Annotated in this window: 21 protein-coding genes and 1 pseudogene; 7 read left to right on the top strand and 15 right to left on the bottom strand. The window is 71.2% G+C overall.

Going from position 1 to position 18,307, the window contains the following annotated elements; translation table 11 throughout:
- Positions 1 to 272 precede the first annotated feature (272 nt).
- The gene (locus K7G61_RS14970) at positions 273 to 1,625 is read right to left on the bottom strand and encodes a transcriptional regulator (RefSeq protein WP_225847307.1); all 1,353 of its coding nucleotides are present in this window, start codon (positions 1,623 to 1,625) and stop codon (positions 273 to 275) included.
- Positions 1,626 to 1,908: 283 nt separating this feature from the next.
- On the opposite strand from K7G61_RS14970, the gene K7G61_RS14965 reads away from it, so the two are divergent.
- The 6 genes from K7G61_RS14965 (at position 1,909) to K7G61_RS14940 (ending at position 5,490) form a co-directional block, all read left to right on the top strand.
- Positions 1,909 to 2,322 (top strand): ATP-binding protein, encoded by a 414-nt coding sequence (locus K7G61_RS14965; protein WP_225847306.1) that lies wholly within the window; start codon positions 1,909 to 1,911, stop codon positions 2,320 to 2,322.
- 92 nt (positions 2,323 to 2,414) lie between these two features.
- The gene (locus K7G61_RS14960; protein WP_225847305.1) at positions 2,415 to 2,837 is read left to right on the top strand and encodes a hypothetical protein; all 423 of its coding nucleotides are present in this window, start codon (positions 2,415 to 2,417) and stop codon (positions 2,835 to 2,837) included.
- Positions 2,834 to 3,121: a hypothetical protein gene (locus tag K7G61_RS14955; protein WP_225847304.1), complete on the top strand. Its 288-nt coding sequence runs from the start codon at positions 2,834 to 2,836 to the stop codon at positions 3,119 to 3,121. The genes K7G61_RS14960 and K7G61_RS14955 overlap by 4 nt, the downstream gene beginning before the upstream one ends.
- 125 nt (positions 3,122 to 3,246) lie before the next feature.
- A complete protein-coding gene (locus tag K7G61_RS14950) occupies positions 3,247 to 3,411 on the top strand; it encodes a hypothetical protein (RefSeq protein WP_225847303.1) in 165 nt (54 codons plus the stop codon).
- 91 nt (positions 3,412 to 3,502) lie between these two features.
- The gene (locus tag K7G61_RS14945; protein ID WP_225847302.1) at positions 3,503 to 4,699 is read left to right on the top strand and encodes a JmjC domain-containing protein; all 1,197 of its coding nucleotides are present in this window, start codon (positions 3,503 to 3,505) and stop codon (positions 4,697 to 4,699) included.
- Complete coding sequence (locus K7G61_RS14940) at positions 4,633 to 5,490, top strand: aldo/keto reductase (protein ID WP_225847301.1); 858 nt, start codon at positions 4,633 to 4,635, stop codon at positions 5,488 to 5,490. The genes K7G61_RS14945 and K7G61_RS14940 overlap by 67 nt, the downstream gene beginning before the upstream one ends.
- Here K7G61_RS14940 and K7G61_RS14935 read toward each other — a convergent pair.
- The 9 genes and pseudogenes from K7G61_RS14935 to K7G61_RS14895 all read right to left on the bottom strand — a co-directional run bounded on the left by K7G61_RS14935 (position 5,478) and on the right by K7G61_RS14895 (position 14,443).
- Positions 5,478 to 6,332, bottom strand: a complete 855-nt coding sequence (locus K7G61_RS14935; protein WP_225847300.1) for a hypothetical protein — start codon at positions 6,330 to 6,332, stop codon at positions 5,478 to 5,480. The two genes, K7G61_RS14940 and K7G61_RS14935, sit on opposite strands and share 13 nt — an antisense overlap.
- 116 nt (positions 6,333 to 6,448) lie before the next feature.
- Positions 6,449 to 7,537, bottom strand: coding sequence for a DnaB-like helicase N-terminal domain-containing protein (locus tag K7G61_RS14930; RefSeq protein ID WP_225847299.1), 1,089 nt, complete (start codon positions 7,535 to 7,537; stop codon positions 6,449 to 6,451).
- Positions 7,537 to 8,816: pseudogene (locus K7G61_RS14925) on the bottom strand (DNA cytosine methyltransferase). Before K7G61_RS14925 ends, K7G61_RS14930 begins: the two are co-directional and overlap by 1 nt.
- Positions 8,817 to 8,824: 8 nt before the next feature.
- Entirely contained in the window at positions 8,825 to 9,766 is a 942-nt protein-coding gene (locus K7G61_RS14920; protein ID WP_225847298.1) for a hypothetical protein, read from the bottom strand.
- Positions 9,767 to 9,796: 30 nt separating this feature from the next.
- A complete protein-coding gene (locus tag K7G61_RS14915) occupies positions 9,797 to 10,489 on the bottom strand; it encodes a hypothetical protein (protein ID WP_225847297.1) in 693 nt (230 codons plus the stop codon).
- A 170-nt stretch (positions 10,490 to 10,659) separates the two neighbouring features.
- Positions 10,660 to 11,169: a hypothetical protein gene (locus K7G61_RS14910; protein WP_225847296.1), complete on the bottom strand. Its 510-nt coding sequence runs from the start codon at positions 11,167 to 11,169 to the stop codon at positions 10,660 to 10,662.
- 103 nt (positions 11,170 to 11,272) lie between these two features.
- On the bottom strand, positions 11,273 to 12,145 hold the full coding sequence (locus K7G61_RS14905; RefSeq protein ID WP_225847295.1) for a hypothetical protein: 873 nt from the start codon (positions 12,143 to 12,145) through the stop codon (positions 11,273 to 11,275).
- Positions 12,084 to 12,653: a DNA methyltransferase gene (locus K7G61_RS14900; protein WP_225847294.1), complete on the bottom strand. Its 570-nt coding sequence runs from the start codon at positions 12,651 to 12,653 to the stop codon at positions 12,084 to 12,086. The genes K7G61_RS14905 and K7G61_RS14900 overlap by 62 nt, the downstream gene beginning before the upstream one ends.
- A gap of 56 nt (positions 12,654 to 12,709) precedes the next feature.
- Complete coding sequence (locus K7G61_RS14895; RefSeq protein ID WP_225847293.1) at positions 12,710 to 14,443, bottom strand: type IV secretory system conjugative DNA transfer family protein; 1,734 nt, start codon at positions 14,441 to 14,443, stop codon at positions 12,710 to 12,712.
- 205 nt (positions 14,444 to 14,648) lie between these two features.
- On the opposite strand from K7G61_RS14895, the gene K7G61_RS14890 reads away from it, so the two are divergent.
- The gene (locus K7G61_RS14890; RefSeq protein WP_225847292.1) at positions 14,649 to 15,053 is read left to right on the top strand and encodes a hypothetical protein; all 405 of its coding nucleotides are present in this window, start codon (positions 14,649 to 14,651) and stop codon (positions 15,051 to 15,053) included.
- Between the two features lie 46 nt (positions 15,054 to 15,099).
- Here K7G61_RS14890 and K7G61_RS14885 read toward each other — a convergent pair whose 3' ends face one another.
- Genes K7G61_RS14885 through K7G61_RS14865 form a run of 5 tightly spaced genes read right to left on the bottom strand, consistent with a single transcriptional unit; the run spans position 15,100 to position 18,290 of the window.
- The gene (locus tag K7G61_RS14885) at positions 15,100 to 15,501 is read right to left on the bottom strand and encodes a hypothetical protein (RefSeq protein WP_225847291.1); all 402 of its coding nucleotides are present in this window, start codon (positions 15,499 to 15,501) and stop codon (positions 15,100 to 15,102) included.
- Entirely contained in the window at positions 15,498 to 16,577 is a 1,080-nt protein-coding gene (locus tag K7G61_RS14880) for a DUF317 domain-containing protein (protein ID WP_225847290.1), read from the bottom strand. Before K7G61_RS14880 ends, K7G61_RS14885 begins: the two co-directional genes overlap by 4 nt.
- A complete protein-coding gene (locus K7G61_RS14875) occupies positions 16,574 to 17,332 on the bottom strand; it encodes a hypothetical protein (protein ID WP_225847289.1) in 759 nt (252 codons plus the stop codon). Before K7G61_RS14875 ends, K7G61_RS14880 begins: the two co-directional genes overlap by 4 nt.
- Positions 17,329 to 17,502, bottom strand: coding sequence for a hypothetical protein (locus K7G61_RS14870; protein WP_225847288.1), 174 nt, complete (start codon positions 17,500 to 17,502; stop codon positions 17,329 to 17,331). The genes K7G61_RS14875 and K7G61_RS14870 overlap by 4 nt, the downstream gene beginning before the upstream one ends.
- Entirely contained in the window at positions 17,499 to 18,290 is a 792-nt protein-coding gene (locus K7G61_RS14865; protein WP_225847287.1) for a DUF317 domain-containing protein, read from the bottom strand. The genes K7G61_RS14870 and K7G61_RS14865 overlap by 4 nt, the downstream gene beginning before the upstream one ends.
- Positions 18,291 to 18,307 lie beyond the last annotated feature (17 nt).

The raw sequence follows: 18,307 nt of genomic DNA, 5'->3' as shown, positions 1-18,307 counted from the left end.
CACCCCGCCACGTGGGATCGCACGCTGGCCCTCGCTCCCAAGTGAGGTTTCGGATCGCGAATGACTGGATTACCGCGCGTCCAGGCTGAACCGGCCCTTACCGGATGGCCACCTCTGGTGTCCACGGTCTTCGAATCGGCACGCTCTTGCCGCCGCGGAGTATGGACGGTCGAGCGCCGAGTTCCGTTCCGGCTGAAATGCTGATGCCTGGTCGTGGCGGTGGTGATGCCGACTGCGGCTGTGATCACGGTCGCCGGAACCGGCTCTTCCCGCTACGCAGCCGCCACGAACTCCCGGGCGCGCTCATTGAAGTCCGCGACCAGGCGGTGGTTCCCGAACGGCTGCATGCGCCTTTGCAGATCCTGGACGGCCTCGACGCACCGGGAGCTCTTCACCTGCCGGGAGAGGGACAGGGTGCGCAGGCCGACGGCGTGAGCGGCTTCGAGGTCGCCGCGCTGGAGGTGGGTGGCGGCCAGGGCGGCTTGGGACATGGCGCCGCGGCGGGCGCGGCGTTGGGCGCGGGCGTGGTCGATGGACTGGCGGGCGTGCTGTTCGGCCGCGTCCGTGTCGCCGAGATCGCGGAAGGTGTTGGCGTGTTCGCCGTGGAGGTAGGCGGGGTCGATGAAGGCGGCCCACTCCTGCTCGTCCTCCAACCGCACGCGGCTGTAGGCGGTCTCGGACTGCACGACGGCGTGGGCGGCGCCGGTCCTGTCGCCGAGTTTGGCCAGGGCGCGGGCTTCCAGCGCCCACAAGTCGGCCAGGCACGCGGGTGAGGTGCCCTTGGCGAGTCCGGCGCGGCCGGCTTGGGCCAGGCGTCGTCCTTCCTCGGGGTTGCCCAGGAGGGTGGCCTGGTCTGCCATGCCGGCCAGGACGTGGGCGCCGAGGGCGGGGTTGCGGGATTCCTCGGACAGACGCAGGGATTGGACGAGGTAGCGCTGGGCGATGCCGTGTTCGCCGTTGTCGTAGGCCATCCAGCCCAGGAGGTAGGTCTGCTCGGCTGCCGCTTCGCACAGCGCCCGTCGTACGTCGTCCGTGTACGTACGGCGCAGCAGCGGGAAGACGTGCTGGTTCATGTACTCGGCCAGGATGAGCCGGCCGGTGCCTCCGCCTTGGAGGACGTCCATGCGCTGGAACTCGCCGAACATGTTCCGTACGGCGACGACGTCTTCGAGGCGTACGCGTGGGCCGGGGTCTGTGTGCTGGTCGAGGGTGTTGAGCAGCCAGTCACGGGACGGCCCGACGGCCGCGACGGCGGCGAAGGGTGCTGCTGCCAGGAAGCTTCGACGGTCCACGTCCGCTCTCCCCAAGTCGGCGACGGCTTCCACCGTAACGGCGAATGAGGCGTTGTACGCCAGCGAGCGCTCCGCCGTGCCGCTCTCGCCCAGCCCGAGGTCGTAGGTGGTGACCCGGTATCCGAAACAGGCGGAGAAGACGTCGGCGAGGATCTCGGGCACCGGCGGGCGGGGCCGGTCGCCGGCCAGCCAGCGCCGCACCGCCGTGGCGTCGGGGGTCACGTGGGGCTGGCCCCATGCCTGAGCTGCGGTTTTGACGCGGCGGGCCAGTTCCTTGTGGCTCATGCCTGAACGGTCCAGCCATCTGGCGAGATCGGTGTTCGGCGACTTCATGGTGAACCTTTACCCCTCAGATCGGCACGGCCACGAGCGGTAGCGGAAGTGACACCCTTTGACACCCCTCACGACGGTACCCGCTCGTCGGCAGCGGCGGTTGGCTTGTGAAGAGACCACGAGTCGTCGCACCAAGGGGAGTTGGCGCCATGGCACGCACAGCAGGCCGCCGTCCGTTAAGCGGCCATGCCACCTTGCGCACGGCGCAACTCCCGGCCCAAGCCACGAACTGGCGCCGGACCTCGGGCCAGCAGTATGGGATCAGGCGGGCGGGTGGTCGGCGATGCCGCGGCCTGTGACGCGGGAGTTCCCCCGGGAGGCCGGCGCCGTGCCCGTTGCCCGTTCCTTCGTGCGTGAAGTCCTGGACACCTGGGGCGTTACCGAGCGCTGTGACGACGTGCTCACCTGCGTCTCGGAACTGACGACCAACGTCGTCCGCCACGACGAGACGCACGGCCACAGCTTCCGCGTCGCGCTGTCCGGCCGGGACGGCCTGCTCCGAATCGAAGTGCACGACGCGAGCCGACGCCACCCAGTGGTCAAGTCGCCCAGCGCCGACAGTACGACCGGCCGCGGACTGCTGCTGGTCGACGAACTCGCCGACGAATGGGGCGTCGAGCCGCAGGACCCGCGCGGCAAAGTCGTCTGGACCGAGTTCAAGATCATGGCACCGCAGGGCGTGACGAGCCCATGGTGAGCACACCGGATACCTCGGACCAGGCACCTACAGCGGACCTCATCGCCTCGTTAGCCGTCTGGCACTGGATCGCTGGCACGCCTGCCGGACCTGTGGCCTTCTTGCTGCTGGCCCGCCCACCGTCCGGTCGCCTCGGCTCCCCGGCGAAGGCGGCGATCCGCATGTACGGACTGGCCAAGTCGCTGCGGCTGGCCGAGTGCAGCAGGCGGCTGCCGGACATCGGACCCCGGCTGTACATCCGCGGCCTGGATGCCTTCTTACGGCTCGACCGGTGCGAGCACCTGCTGCACGCCCCGATCGGCGACCTCTGGGGCGACTTCACGCTGGGCGGCGGAACCGTAGCGGTGGCCGTCGGGCTGGACCCCCTGCGGGCGCGAGCCTCCAAGGAAGTGGTCCAGGCGTACATGGCCGCCACGGCCCGGGCAGGCCGGCTGTTCATGGGCAAGACCCGCCTCACGGCCGCAGCGGGGACGGACTGGTCGACGCCCGCCTACGAGGTGGGTGAGCCGCGATGAGCACCGACCTACGGCCCTGGCTGGGCAGGCTCGCCGCTCCCCGCATCGCGCGCCTTCCACTGCCTGCGGAAACCGACGACGGCAATCACTGGACGACCGGCCGCTGCTGGCTGTGGTGCGGCCGGGAGCACGCCCGAGTGCTGTGGATCGGCAGCGGCACCGCCCCCGGCGGAGTGACCACCCACCTGTTCGCCTGCGCCTCCTGCGCCAGGCACACGACGGAACCCTCGAGACCGCCCGCCCTCCGGCCCCACCGAGGAGCCGACGCTGGCGCCGCTCTCTGATGAACAGCTCGACGAGTGCTGCATTTGGCCGGAAAAGTCGTGGAATGTTGTTACTTACCCGGCTTAACTCGAACTTCCGCCTGAGTCCAGGCGGATAGCCCATGAGGGAGAGAAAGGAGTGTGCGATGCCCGAGAACCCGGCCTCCTCGCCCGAGGACGGCCTCCTCATGGCGGTTGAGGCGCTTGCCAGCGTGCACAACCGGCATGACGTCACCCGGTCTGACCCGCCGCCGGACGGCGGCGGCGACAATCCGTGGCCCGACGGCGATTCGCTGAACCACCCCGCCTGACGACCACAGCACCCAGCCGCGGACCCGCACAAAGGCACCACGTGCGGGCCCGCGGCCCTAGCAGGACGACGACCCACCTCTTGGGGGAGATATGGACCACCGCTTGATCACGGCGATGGAGGCCGCCCTCGGCTGGAAGGGCTCCGGCGCGCTCGGAGGAGACTTCGCCCGCGGCACGATCGACGACGACGCCTTACCCACACGCATCCTCACGCCCAACCGGCTCCTGGACCTGGCCATGCGGCGCAGCCTTTCCAACCCGCAGTTCCGCTGCTTCCAGAACGGTGAGGAACTCCACCCCAACGCCTACCTCACCGACGAGGTCACCCTGCGCGGCCAGTCACTGCGCATGGTCAACACCCACCGCCTCGGCACCCTCCTCCGGCAAGGCGCCACGCTCGTCCTGGACCAGGTCAACACCTTCGACCCCACCATGGAAGTCACCTGCCGGGCCCTGCAGTGGTGGTCCCGCGAACGCGTCCAGGTCAACGCCTACCTCACCACCAACGACGCCTCCGGCTTCCGCCTCCACTGGGACGACCACGACGTCCTCATCGTCCAACTCGCCGGCGAGAAGCAATGGGAAGTACGCGGCCCCTCCCGCACCGCCCCGCTCTACCGTGACGCCGACCGCAACGACCAGCCCAGCAACGACATCGTCTGGGCCGGCACCATGGCCACAGGCGACGTCATGCACATCCCCCGCGGCTACTGGCACCAGGCCACCCGTAACGGCAACGGCCCTGGCAAGAGCCTCCACATGACCTTCGGCTTCGCCAAACGCACCGGCGTGAGCTGGCTGTCCTGGCTCGCCGACTGGTCCCGCGAACACGAGATCTTCCGCCACGACCTCGACCGCACCAGCCACACCAGCGCCCAGGCCCTGACCGAGGCCGCCGTCGAACTCGTACGGCGACGCACCCCCGCGGACTTCCTGACCGCCCGCGAGCAGGAAGCCGTCATCCCCCGCCACGTACCGTTCCTCGACATCTTCGGCCCTCTGGAAGCCGTGGCCTGCATCACCCACTTCCCGCCCCAGATCACCGACCACGGCGACACCGTCGAGGTCACCGCGGCGGGCAAGAAGCTCACCTTCCGCGCCAAGGCACTGCCCGCCCTGCGGCTGCTGCTCAGCGGCTACCCCGTCCACCTCGCCCAAGCGGCCGCCCAGGTAGGCGCCGAGGTTGAACAGGTCGCCCACATCCTGGTCCAGGAGGAGCTATGCGCCACCCTCACCCCCGAGTTGTCCTCGGGCTACACCGGTCTCGTTACGAACGCCGCACCCTGACCACGGCCCTCGACCTCGGCGTCACCACCATCGACACCGCCTTCAACTACCACGGCTTCACCGCCCACCAGACCCTGCGCCGAGTGGCCGGCGACCTGCTCCCCAGACTCACCATCTCCACCAAGGTCGGCTTCTTCCCCACCCGCAACGGCCATGCCGAGCACTCCCTGGACCCCGGCCGCCTGCTCCAGGCCCTGGAGCAGACGAACACCGACCTCCGCCGTCCCCCGGACCTGGTCTTCCTCCACAACCCCGAACGCAGCCTCGTACGCCCCCGGGAGCAGGCCACCGAGGCCCTGGCCAGCGCATGCGGCGCGCTGCAAGGGGCCGCGGCGAGGGGGCTGTGCGGAGCCTGGGGCGTCGCCTCGTGGCATCCGTCCCGATTACCCGAACTGATCGATGCCACGACGCCCAGGCCGGACGTCCTCATGGTCCGCGCCGGCCTGACCGTGAACAGCGCGGTGCTGGATGCCTCCGAGACTCTCACCGCCCAGTGGAAGCCGAACGCGTGGTGGGGCATGAGCCCCTTCGCCGGCAGCCCCGACGACCCGGTCTGGCAGACCTTCGACCCCCGCATCTTCCTGCAAGGACCCGCCGACGATATGAGTCGGTTGCAGGCCGCTTTCCGCCTCGCCTACCACCTGCCGCCCGTCACCGCGGTCGCCGTCGGCGCCGACAACCCCGCCCACCTCCGCGAACTGCTCAACGCCCTCCCCCGGAAGGTCGATAGCACCGCGATCCACGAGTACAGATCGCTGCTCCGCGAGCGAGCCCGCCATCAGCCGGCCTGAAGCTCCTCCACCAACCGTTCCGCCGCTGCTCGCGCCGGCGCCAGCCGAGGATCCTCCGGGTGCGCGTACGGACCGGCAATCTTCGCGCACGCGAACAGCATCATCACCTTGCCGTCCCGGCTGCTCAGATCACCGGCACGCTCACGCAGCACCCGATCCGCGAGCGCCGGGACGCCAAGGGACTGCGCCCACAGCGAGGCCGAGTCCAACCCCCGCGGAGCCATCCCCCAGTCCTCCCAGTCGAACAGGCAGAACTCCGGGCCAGTGACGTTCGCCCAGCTCAGGTCCGCATGCGCCGGCACCCATCGCTCCACCGCAGTCTCCGGCACGTCGGGGAACGCCGACCGAATCACCTCATCCACATGTGCCTGGGTCACCATCACCGTGTCCGGCGTCGCAACCCGTGTGGTGCGCGCGGCGGCCAGAGCGTCCAGCGAACCATTCAACCCCGCCCACCACTCATTCGACAGCCCAGGATCCTCCGTCAGCACACCCCCCGGCTTCACCGGCTCCCCAGGCAGAAGATCAGTCTCATCCGCACGCCACATCACCGCGTCGCTCTCGTCCCGCCACGACACAGCTGCTCGCCACGCTGGCTGAGTTACGCCTTCCAGCAGAGCAGCACATTCCGCACCGTTCCACCCATGGTCGCCAATTCGGACGATCGGCCGCCGTTCGATCCGCACCCAGGTACTACGGTCCGTCTGTGCCCCGACAGTGCGGCGCTTCCGCACAATGGTGCTGTGAACGAAGCGGACGCGAAATGCCTGCTCCACACGCTGAAGGACCTCATGCACTGCGTCCTTGCGCAGGTCGGCCGCACGGGATGAGAGAAGCGCCATAAGCGGACGGTAGCATCACGCTGCCCCCCCGTATTCGTAAAGAGAGATCGCCATCTACGGACTTCGAGCCATGAGAAGCGCACATAGGGCGGTGGCTGTTGAGCGCTCCAAGGTGGTTACCTGTTTGCGTGGAAGGGCCTCTTGGCAGTGAAGGCCGGTGCTCTCGGGGAGACGGCTGCTGCTGGTGGGATCCTTGGTGGGGGCGCGCGGCGTCGCGCGCGCATGCGGGCCAGCTCGGCGAGCGTGCGGCGGCCGGCGGGGATGAGGTGATGGGGAGTGTAGGCGGGGTCGTTGGTCAGGGCGATGATCTCGCGTGCTGCGGTGCGGGCGGTGGTCAGCAGGGCGCGGGTGTAGATGCGTTCGGCCCAGTGTTCGGCTGAGCCGGCGGGCTGGCGAAGGAAGTCCAGGACCTGTGCGGGGTTTGTGCCAATGAGCACGGCGTGCTGCTGGGCTTGCCACAGCACCGTGAGCGGGTCGATGGGGTCGTCTCGTCGGGCCATGGCGGTCAGGCAGCGGTGAAGACCTTCGTGCAGGTCGACGCTGAAGTCCTCTGAGTGCAGCCAGCCGAGTTGGGTGAGGTCGCCGGGGTGGGCGGTGGCGGTGGCCAGGAAAAGGCGTTCCTCGTCCAGGTCCTCCTCGCAGGGTCCGGCCCTCGGTGGTGCGCCGGCGGCTTTGGGGATGGGGCCGGGGCGGCGGGGCCAGTGGGGTTCTGCGTGGTTGAAAAAGCGGGTGAGGGTGTCGGCTTGTTCGCAGACGGTGGTGGTGGGGTCGGGCAGGGTGGGGTCGTTGCTGAGCTGTTCCAGGCGGAGGGCGTGTTCGCGCAAGGCACGGCGTAGGTGTTCGGCGCGGATCATCTGTCCGTACGCTGCGGCGTGTTCGGGTTTGGGGCAGGCGGTGATCAGGGTGTGGAGGTAGGGGGCGTCCAGTCCCGGCGCGCTGGTCACGGCGGCGGTCAGTACGGCGGTCAGCCATACCGGTCGGGCACGGTGTACCTCGGGTTCGGGCGGGATGAGGGTGCACATTGCCGTGAACAGGGCGGTGTGGGAGGGGTTGGCGAAGTGCTCGGGCAGCAGATTCGGAACGGCGGCGAGTTGGGCGGGGTCGAGGAGGAGCGCGCCGAGGAGGGCCTGCTCGGCGTAGTGCGGGACCTCCTGCAGTTCCGGGCCGTAGGGTTCTTCGGAGTCGGTGGGGGCGTCGGGGGACATCAGGCGGCCAGGGTGAAGTCGTCGCGGTTGAGGGCGGCGCCGATGTGCGGGGCGAGCAGGTGGGCGGCGAGCAGGGGTGGGACGGCGTTGCCGATCTGGGAGAACTGCTGGCCTTTGGTGCCGGCCCAGGGGTAGTCAGCGGGGAAGGACTGCAGGATCCCCGCCTCGACCGCCGTGATCCGGATCGGGTCCGGCGCCTCGCCGGCCTCCTGTTCGGCCGGGTGGGAGCGGTCGGGGTGGGGTTGGGCGACCCAGAGGCATTCGTTGGCGCGGTGGCCGAAGAACAGCGTCCCGGCGGGTTCGTCGATGGTGCGGACGGTGGCGTGGGACTGGTTGTTGCTGCGCAGCGACCACGACCAGCCGTGCGCATCGTCGGTGAACTCCGGCCTCGGCGCGTCGGCGCGAGGGCTGTTGCCCTGCTCGTGCCGGCCCCGGTCTCGGCGGTCCCTTCCCGACCGGACCAGCATCTCTCCCGCGGCGAGGCGGGACTTCCAGGTGCCCCGGCTACGGGCATCGGTAAGGGACTTGCGGGAGCCGGAGGGGAAGGGTTCGGGGCCTCCGCCGGGTCCGCCGCCGGCGCACACGGTCGGCACGGGCCGGTCGGTTGCTCCCCACCCGAGAGCCTCGGCCATGCTGACCCACTTGTGACGACCGGGCCCGAACAGCGAGTCCGGCTCTGCGACGGTGGAGTGCGTGGGCTGCGGCGGGCCGCCGTACGCACCCGGGAGGCCAGCAGGATCGCCCGCTTCCTCGTTTGGGGGACGCCGTAGTCGGCGGCGTTGAGGATGCCCGTCCAGACGGAGAAACCCCAACCGCGCAGGATCGCGGCGTACTGGCGCCACAGCGGCAGCACGTCGGGGACCTCCTCCATCGCCACCCATTCGGGCCGGCCGGTCTGGTGCAGGGCGTGGAGGTAACGCATGGGTTCGGCGGCCAGCAGCGACCGCTCGTCCCGGCAGGCGGTCAGCAGAGCCTCGCGGGTGTCGTGTCCGGTGGCGAGGTCGGCGACGGCCTGGTGGACGTGGGGCTGGTCGAGCAGGCCGAGGCGTTTGCCGGCCATGGACCACGCCTGGCAAGGCGGGGAGGCAATCAGGCCCCACGTCCGCCCCGCGAACGGCCACGTCGGATACGCCGCGACATCGGTGCGCACTGTGAGCAGCCCGGCTGCGGCCCTGGTCCGGCACGCCCATGGGTCCCACTCCAGCCCGATGTCGCGCAGGCCGAGTACGGCCGCGGCATGGGACCATCCGCCGGGACCGGCGAACAGGTCGAGTATCAGGCCGCGGTTCACGCGGTCAGTCCGAAGTCGTCCTGTACCGGCTGGTCGTCGCCGCGGCAGGCCCAGGGCGAGCAGCCGTTCGCGACCCCGTCTTCCAGGTCCCTCAGTCGGTCGTCGGCGGCGGTGCCGGTGTCGAGGGCGGCTTGCCGTTGGGCCCATTCGCGGGCGGTGATGTGGTCGATGGGGGCCTGGTCGAGGGGGACGCGGGAGCGCTGCAGGAACGCCTGCCCGAGCAGGCGGTTGCCGGTGGCGTTGGCGCGGGCGTTGCCGGCGCGGATCGCCGCGTCGAACGCGACGACGTCCTCCCACTCCTCTGGCGAGTTGTCGCGAATCTTTCGCCACTGCTGGTTTCCGTGGAAGGGGCAGCCCAGGCAGCTGGATTTCGGGGTGTCGGCCAGGCCGCGTGATTCCAGGTAGCGGATGCAGTCGGCGCGGGACCAGTCCAGGTCGACGATGAGGGGGCGCCGGTTGCGCATGTAGGCGACGTCGGCGTCCTTGGCCCGGTGGAATTCGTCGGTGGATATCCCCACCCACTGTTCGACGAAGACGCCCTTCGGGACGCGGCGTGGGTAGGGGTAGCCGAGGATTTCCCGGACCTGCTTCTTGATCGGCTTGATTTTGTATTCGCCGGTGCACTGGCGCCGGGTCATGCCGGGCCGGCCGTCCTGGTTGAGGATGTGCAGCGGCATGGACGCGAACCGGTGGTCCGGGTCGAGGGCGTCGTCGCGGATGTTGCCGGTCGCCACCCGCAGGATGGGGATTCCGGCGGGTTGGGCTATCTCGCGTTCGATGCGGTCCAGGTGGGCGTAGACGGCTTTGGGTTCCCAGCCGGTGTCGGCGAATATCGCGTAGTCGATTCGGGGGAGTTTGCCTTCGGCGGAAAGGCTGAGGAGCGTGGTGGACTGCACGCCGGCGCCGAGGGAAAGGATGCGGTGTGCGGGTTGTGTCAAGGGCGGGGGGTTTTCCTGTCCTGGTTGGGGTCAGCGGGACCGGGGCCGTTCGGTGGTGGTCGGCGGGGGCGCGATGGTGCCGTGTGCCTCGGCGGTCGGTTGCTCGTGGCGGAGTCCGGTGCCGGGCACGGGGCGGGCAGCATCAGGGACTGTGGGGCCGAGGAGGCGGAAGTGCTGGTCGGCGTGGGTTAGGTGGCGGGCGATGCCGGTGATCTGGCTGGCTGCTTCCTTGAAGTCGGCGGCGAGGTGGCGGGCGGGTTGGGTGCCTGCGGCGAGGGCCTGCTGGTGGGCCGCGTGCAGGAACTGGGCCAGGTGTGGCAGGAGGCCGTGGACGTCGTTGACGATCTGGTCGGTGAGGTCGGCTGCGGCGTGGTAGGTCTCGGCGCCGGTCATCGCCGCGGTCATGTCGCGCAGGTGGTCGCCGAGCCGGTAGGTGCCGTCAGGATCGGCGGGCTGGACGGGGTGGGTGGCCAGGCTGGGGTCGAGGTCGACGCGGTATCCGGCCAGGGTGAGCATCTGCGCGGCGTGGGTCGCCTGCTGGTTCTCGCGCTGGCGGCCCTGGTCCCAGGGCAGGCGGTGGTACCTGCGGTGGAAGTGCCACTCGGTGATGAATCCGGCGCGCTCCAGCAGGGCGCCGGCCAGGGCGTCGCCGCCCCAGGCTTCGACACTGCCGAACTCGAGCCGGGTGATGCGGACATCGGGTTGTTCGGGTGGTGCGGGCAAGAGATCTCCGCTTGAGACGACAACGGGAGGGTGCGTACGGGTGGGGTGCGGGGCGGCGTCAGCGTCCCCGGTGGTGGACGTGGGTGAGGACCCCGGTGCCGTCCGGAGGACGGGGTGGGCTGGACCTCCGTGCTGGCGGGGGGGCTGCATGCTCCTTTCGGATGTGGGGGTCAGCGGCGCCGTCCGCGGGCGGTGGTCAGGGGGATGGCGTAGGGGCGGGTGGCGCTGGTGTCGTGGACCTGGGCGGTGATCTGCCCGGGCGTGGGGACGGTGGGGGGCGCGAGGTGGCGGGCGGCGGCCTTGCGGATCAGGGCCTGCTGAACGTGCACCGGCTTGGCGTCGATCGCGGTGATCAACGCCGGGAGTTCGGGGGCGAACAGTCCCGGCGGGAGGCTGGTTGCGGCTTCGGCGACCAAGCGGGCGGTCTCGGCTTCGACCAGGGGAGCCCAGGCGAAGTCCAGGCCGGTGTGCTCGCAGGTGAAGAAGCCGCCGCCCTCCAGGGACGCTGAGAACGGGAAGTCGTCGTCGAGCATGTCGGCCATGCTGTCCAGGAGCAGGTCGACGGCCTCGTGCAGCTTCCGGGCCAGTGCGGGATCGCGGAGCCAGCGGGTGCTCTCGGCGGGGACAGCGGCCGGTGCCGGTTCCTGGCGGGTGTCGGGCGTGGTGGCGGAATCGGGCAAGTGGGGTCCTTCGGGGATGGTCTGTGCGGTGGCGGTTGGCCGCGGGCGGTGGGGGTGCACCGCCGTATGCGGGCGGGCGGGGTGGTTGTGGCGGGCGCCGGGGTCAGCGGTGCCGCTCGGCCGACGGCGGAGCTGGCGCGGGCCGGGCGCCCGACGACGTGGTGGCGGGCAGGGCGGCCGCGGCGGTGCGTCCGGCCTCGGTGGCGTAGAGCTTCTGGCCGTTGTACAAGCTGGTGCTCGTGTCGCGGTCGACCAGACCGAGACGGCGCAGCGCTTCGTAGGTGGACAGCGTGATCCGCACCCCGCTGCCCGCGGTGATCCGCATGTTCCCCATATGGCCGGTGTCGCGCATGGTCACGCCGCCCGCAGCGATGGCGCGCAGCGCGTTTGTCTGCGCGACGGTGAGCTGAGGGGAGCGTGCCGACGCAGGGGCGTCAGCGGCCTCGGCGACCGGCGTGCTGCTGGTGGCGGGTGCGGGGCCAGTGGGGTTATTGGCCAGGGGTGCCGCGGCGTACAGGCACGCGGTCGCGCAGGACTGGAGCGTGCGGGAGGCGTCGCGCAGCTTCTCGGCGACCGCCTGCTGTGCCCTGTCCTGCTCCTCGTGGTGCTCGGGACCCTGGGCGCCGTCTCCGGGATGGGGGTGCCGGGCGGTAGCGGCGAGGGGGAAGGCGGTGACGGCGTCGGTGAGGATCAGGCCGGCTTCGGTGGTGTCTCGGGCGATGGCGGCCACGGTTGTCAGGACCTGCAGGTGCTCGGGGGTGTCGGATGTAGTGAAGGTGGTCAGGGCCCGCAGGCGTTCCAGGACGCGCCGGGTCAGGGCCTGGGTGTCCAGGACGCGGGCGCTGAGCCAGGCCAGGCCATCGGTGTCCAGGTGGGGCGGGCCGTCGGCGAAAGCGAAGAGCAGGTCGGTGTAGTCACGCGAGAGGTGGCGGAGCTTGTCGACCTCGTCGTTGACGGTGGTGATGGGCAACTCCATGTGGCGGGGATCGAAGTGGTCGGGGCAGTGGATGCGGGGGGCGTGTGTCTGCGTGGGGGAAGCGCAGTGCGGAGGCGGCGGCGTAGTGGGGGTCGAGGTCGATGGCGATCCAGCGGCGGCCGAGGGTTTCGGCGGCCTGTCCGGTGGTGTTGGAGCCGGAGAAGAAGTAGACGACTAGGTCGCCGGGCGTAGTGCACAGCGTGATGAAGAACTCCGGCAAGCCGGGCGGGTAGCGGGCTGGGTGGGGGCGGATGCGGTGGGCGCGGCAGGCGCGTTGGGCTGGCTTCAGCGCCCGGTGGGCGGGCTGAAGGAACGCCAGCAGCCAGTCGACGTAGGTGTTCTGGTTGGGGTTGCCGTACTCCTTGGGGCGCAGTAGCGGGAACGGCGGCGAGGTCATGAACAAGTCGACGCTGTCGGCGGGCAGTTCCTGTAGGAGCAGTCGGCTGTCGCCGCTGTACTGCGCACCCAGCGGGGTGGTGTAGTGCAGCAGCCCGGACGGAAGCCGCACACAGTCGGTGGCTGTCTCCGTGCCGCTGCCCCGGCTTCGCCCGGGGTCCGGGGCCGTCATGCCGTCTGCCCGGCGTCGGCCCTGGTCAGGGATTTGGCGATGGCGCGGGCGGTGATGGCCTTGGATGCCGCAGCGGAGGCAGCGGACAGCTGTTCGGCGCCGGGCTCCTGATACCAGGGGCGGAGGGTGAGCATCGCGGCGCGAAGCCCGGTGGCGAACAGCAGTGCCGATCCCTTGGCCAGCGCGCGGATCGCGTCGGGGGGAAGGATCCGCTCCTGCCGCATCGAGATGCTCGTGGACTTGCCCGAGTCGCTGTGGGAGGTGGAGGCGGTGGCGACGTCGTGGTCGCCGATGAGGCGGGAGAGTTTGTCGGCGAAGTCGGGGTCGTCGATGCCCGAGCCGATGACCTTGATCGTAGCGGCCGACCACATTGCGTCCATGCCGGCCTCGCCCCAGACCTTCTGGCCCTGGCGGTAGGACTGCAGGATCGTGATCGGGATGATCCCGCGGCTGCCGAGGTGGGAGTACAGATCCGGCAGGTCCGAGATTTTGCAGACGTTCGCGGCCTCGTCCAGGATGCACACGGCTGGCGGGTCCAGCCGGCCCCCGGCGCGCTCAGCGGCGGTGGTGGCGGTGCGCATCACGGAGTCGGCGCAGGCGGCGATCAGGGCGGAGGCGCCTCCGCCGCCGTCCTTGGACAGCAGGTAGAGGGTGTCGCGGCTGTCGACGAACTCTTCGGGGCGGAATTCGGGGATGCCGGGCTGGGGGGTGACCCAGGCGGCGATGTCGGCGTTGAGCAGGCACGCGGCGTACTGGCGGGCGGTTTCGTAGATGCCGTCGCGGGTCTCGGGCGGGCCTTCCACGGTGCCCTTGAGCTGGGCGGCCACGGGGCCGAAATGATGGTCGCGCAGGGTGTCCAGTGGGGTGCGGTCGGCGGGGAACGCCAGCCAGGTCATCACGTCGGTGATGGGCCGGCGGTCGTTGGCGGCGGCCAGGAACAACTGGGACAGCACGTTGCTGGCGGCTTTGGACCAGAAGTCCCCCTGCTGACTCGCGTCCACGGAGGCGGCTAGGAAGTGCCCGGCCAGGCGCCCGGCGCCTTCCAGGGTGGTTGCATCGGCCAGCGGGTTCCACCACAGGGCGCGCTCGGCGTGGGCGATCTGCTGCGGGTCCATCGTCCACGTCCGCCCCACAGCCGCGCGGGCGTCGATCGTGGCGGTGTAGGCGTCACCGGCGGCCTTATTCGAGGTCAGCAGCACCGCGCCGGGGGCGTTGAGGATCGCCGGAATGGCAAGGCAGGTGGTCTTGCCCGACCGCGGGGCCATGATCGCCACCGCGACGTCCTCATACCCCATGCGGACCTCGTGACGGGTGCCGGCGAGGTTGCCGAGCAGGATGCCGGTCTCGTGCGGCGCGGGCTTCTTCGCGTCCTTCAAGCTGGGGCGCAAGGACCGGGCCTTGACGGTGATCGCGTCGGCGAGCAGCGGCTGGAGGTCCCGGCGCTTGGCCATCCCGGCGACCGGCTTCCGGCCGCCCCCGCCCCCGTTGCGCTGGCGCCACCACCAGCGCCCGGCGAGCGCCGCGAGGACTGCAATCACCAGGCCGGGGGCGATAAATCGCCCGATGAGCAGCGTGGTGTGGCCGGTTCCGGGCCACAGAAGGTGGGGGTGGAGGAGCGCGTCGGCGGGCTGGTAGGGGGCCCAGGGCCCGGAGTGGGTCAGGGCGGTGGCGCAGTTGCCGCCCAGCCAGGCGGCGTTGGCTACGGGGACGGCCACCGCGAGGGCGCACATGATCAGTTTGAACAGCCAGTCGGTCAGGTCCGACGTGCCGGAGGACGGTGCGGGTTTGGAGGGCAGGACCGTTACTTCCTGGGCAGGGGCGAGTGCGGAACGGGCGCCGGGCTCAGCGGACCGGGTGGGGGCGGGACCTGGCGTCCGGGACCGGGCGCGTGCGGGCCGCGGTGGTCAGTGCCGGGCCGGGCGGGGTGGTAGGTCCGTGGTCGAGGGCGGTGGCCAGGGCGGGGTCGATGCCGATCCGGATGCCGAGAGCCCGGGCGTCGGCGCGCACGGTGGTGACGGCCTGGCGGATGGCGGCGGGATCCGGGGTGCCGGGCAGGGTGTAGACGAAGTCGCCCGGCCGGGTGGTGAGACCGGCCTTGGTGAGCAGGTCGTGTTCGATGCCGGGTTCGTCCTCGCTGGTCAGGGCGAGCAGGCCGAGCGAGTGGTGCAGGCCGACGGTGATACGTACGGGATCGATGACGGAGAACTCCAGGGTGTGTCGAAGGGGGTGGTGCCGCAGGGGGGAATGTCATCGGCTGCAGGGGAAAGGCAACGACAGGGCAGCAGGGTGGCCCGCGTGCGCGAAGCCGGTCGGCGTCCTCCCGCGGGGGTGTTGGCTTGACCGGCGCCCTGGCGAACACCGCTGATCGCCGACAGGGCGGAGTCGGCTATCGCGGGCCCCGGTGAGGGTGGGGGCGGCCGGGTGCCTGGGGCGGCAGCGCGATGTTGTCGATGGCGCGGGTGTGCTCGGCGGCTTTGGCTGCGGGGCTGGCGTCGTGGCGGGTGGTGGCCCGGGCGATCTCGGTCAGGACGTGTCCGGAGTCGGCCCAGTCGCACAGGTAACTCCAGGCGTCGGCGTTGCGTTCGGCCAGCACCTCGTCGTAGGCGTCGGTGCCGGGTGCGGAGGAGGGCACCAGCGCGTCGCGTTCCGCCTTCCAGTAGGCGTATGCCGCCTCCAGGCCGGTCCGGGCCTCGCTGAGGCGGGCGAGGCTGCCCGGCCAGTTGGGCTGCCGCTCGGGGGCGGGCAGGCGCGCGAGCTGCTGTTCGGCGGCGGCGAGGAGTTCGCTCACGTGCGGGCGGACGGGTTCGAAGGCGCGCCAGGTGTCCGCGTCGCGCCGGCGCTGGCGGCGGCCGTAGGCGGCCTCGTCCAGGGGCCAGCCTTGTTCGTCGACGTGTTGGTCGGAGTAGTCGTCCCATGCCTGGAGGATGTGGGCGGCGGCGCGGGCGTAGACGGTGAGCCGGTCCAGGACGAGCTGGTGGGTTGCGGGGTCGATGAGAGTAGGGGGCCTTCCGGAGCGGGAACGGGTAGCGCGTGCGGGGTCGGATTCAGCGCCGGGCAGATGCCGGGGCTGGCGCGGCCGGCGGCGTGAGTGCGGTGCGGGCGCTGGGTGCGGGCGGAGGCGCGGACCGCCTTCAGGCGCTGTCGGTGTTCGGCGGCGAGCTGTTCACCCTGGACGGCGGTGGGTTCCTGGGCCACAAGCCAGGAGCACGGAAGGCCGTAGGAGCCGCGGTAGACCGGCCCGGGGGCGACCAGCTGTGCGGCGAAGCCGGCCACGAGATGGGTGGGTGTGCCGTGCGAGAACCATGCCTGCCACAGGCGTTCGTGGCCACCGAGGCCGGTGGTCAGGGCGGCTTCGGCGCACCAGGTCGGCCAGTCCTCTTGCCCGTCCAGGCCCGGGTGCGGGCCCATACGGACGTACCTGTCGGGGGAGTGCGCGGACTCGATGCCCTTGCGGTCATAGCTGCGGCTCCAGCCGGTCGAGACCAGCACGTCGCGGATCTCAGGCAAGGAGGGCGGCTTCTGCGGCGCGGGCCGGGTCAGGGCGTCGGAGAAGCCGGCGATGATCTCCACGGGGGTATGGCCGCCGAAGTGGGCGTACCAGCCCCCGGCGTGGTCGTGGAAGCGCCACCAGGCGCTGTAGGCGTCCGGCGCGGGTTCCAGGGTGAGGCGGACCGCCATTCCGGGGCTGGCCAGCAGGACGTGGGGGTAGGCCGGGTCGGAGTGGCTGGTCCAGCCGGCGGCGCGCAGTACCTCGGTGATGCGCCGGGGGTCGCCGCCGCCCGCCAGGTACCGCGGTGTCGTGGCGTACTGCACCGTGTTCAACGGCTTGTTGGCGTCGGTGAAGAACATCTCGTACGTACTCACCGGCGCCGCCCGGGCGCATCGCCCGGAGCCGGAGGCGGAGGCGGTGTCTGGCTGGCCCGTGCCGGTTGCCGGGCAGGACCGGCCGCAACGGTGGGGAGTTGGGTGAGAGCAGCGGTGGTGCCAGCCAGGGCCTGACTCCAGTCGTCCAGGTCCTGGCCGGCCCGGCCCAGGTCCTGCCACAGCCCGGGTGCGGCGCCATGCCGGTGGGCGTAGCGGGAGGTAGAGGCCAGCAGCGCGGACAGGCGGTGAAGGACGCCGCCGTCCGGATCGAGGACCGGGGCGAGGAGCAGCGCGGCGGAGACCGGGATCGTGTCCGCCTCCAGGCGCTCGGCGATCGCGTCCAGCGCGGCGGGCATGTCGCGCACCGCCGAAGGCGGTACCCACTGCTCCCACGCATGAGGCGGCGGGGGCTTCGGGGCAGAATCCTGAGGCCCCTGGGGGAGTCGGCCCAGAAGCCGGGGCGCGGTGTGCAGGGCGCTGGCCTCATGGTGCAAGGGGTCGGCGACGTTGCGCAGCGTGTGCCACACCGCATACAGGGCCGGGTCGTGGCCTGCGGCCTCGGTGCGCTGTTCCACGAAGGTGACAGCGGTCTCCAGGAGATCACGGACGGCGTCGAGGACACCGCCTGCGGCCAGGACGCCGGACAGCAGACCGGCTGCCTCCGCCGGTTCGGCCTGCGCGATCCGCGCGCTGAGCGCCTGAAGGGGCTCGGTGACGGCCGAGGCCGGGGAAGCCGCGATGTCGTCGATGGTCACTGGGCCCGCCTGCCTGCGTCCGGGGCCGCCGTCGGGGGCGCCTGCTCGTCCTGCTGCCGCCGGGGGCGCTCGCTGTGCCGGTGGGCGCGGGCGCGCAGGAAGGCCAGCGGTGTGACGCGGGCGCGCAGCCTGAGCCCGGTGGCAGGAGGTTGGGGGTGGTGGTTGGTCATCGGCTCCTTGTCGGGTGTGCGGGTCGCGGTGGCGCCGCTGGTGGCAGGGACAGCGGTGTGCCGGCCCGGGGGCGTGGGCGGGGACGGGCGAAGGCCCGGGCCGAGCGGGCCCAGGTGGCGGCACGTGCCGCGGCGGTACGGGCACGCCGGGCAGCGTTGAGCTGGGAGGGCAGCACGGGGTAGGGGGTGATGGCCGCGTGCCGGATGGTGACGAAGGGGATGCGTCCGGGCGGGCGGAGGATCGGCTGGGGGTCGGCGAGCGCCGCGGCGAAAGTCTCCAGAGCGTGCAGCGGGGTGTGCTCGGAGAAGCCGGCGTTCCACAGCGGCACGGTGGGGCCATCGTTGGTGCCGGGGGTGTGGGCGGAGGCCCACCATATGGCGTGCTCGCCCTCGCGCCGGTACTGCAGCAGCGCGCTACCGTCTGGGTGGCCGGCGGCTGGGTGCCCGCCCTTCCCGGGCGCCCAGCCGCGGGCGGTCAGCTGGCCCAGCACGTCGGGTGCGTGGGCGGGGCGGGGCCGGGTGAGGGCGTCGGTGAAGCCGGCCAGAATCTCCACCGGGATGGCGGCGCCCAGGGTGGCGTTCCAGGCGGGCCGGCCGGGTGGGGTGCCGGAGATGATCCACATCGGGGAGCTGGTGCGGGAGATGTAGCCGATCCGTACCGAACGGTCGGGGCTTTCGAAGCACACCGGCGACCCGGAGCGGGAGGTGCGGTTCTTCCAGCCCGCTCCGGCCAGGTAGTCGGTGATGTGCGCGAGGTCGCCGCCGCCGGCCAGGTGCCGCGGCCTCACCAGGTAGCGCTGGATGG

Source organism: Streptomyces sp. HPF1205, from assembly GCF_020400825.1.
In the GTDB taxonomy this organism is placed as follows: Bacteria; Actinomycetota; Actinomycetes; order Streptomycetales; family Streptomycetaceae; genus Actinacidiphila.
Note: the sequence above shows the minus strand (reverse complement) of the source record. Positions and strands in the feature narration are given on the sequence as shown.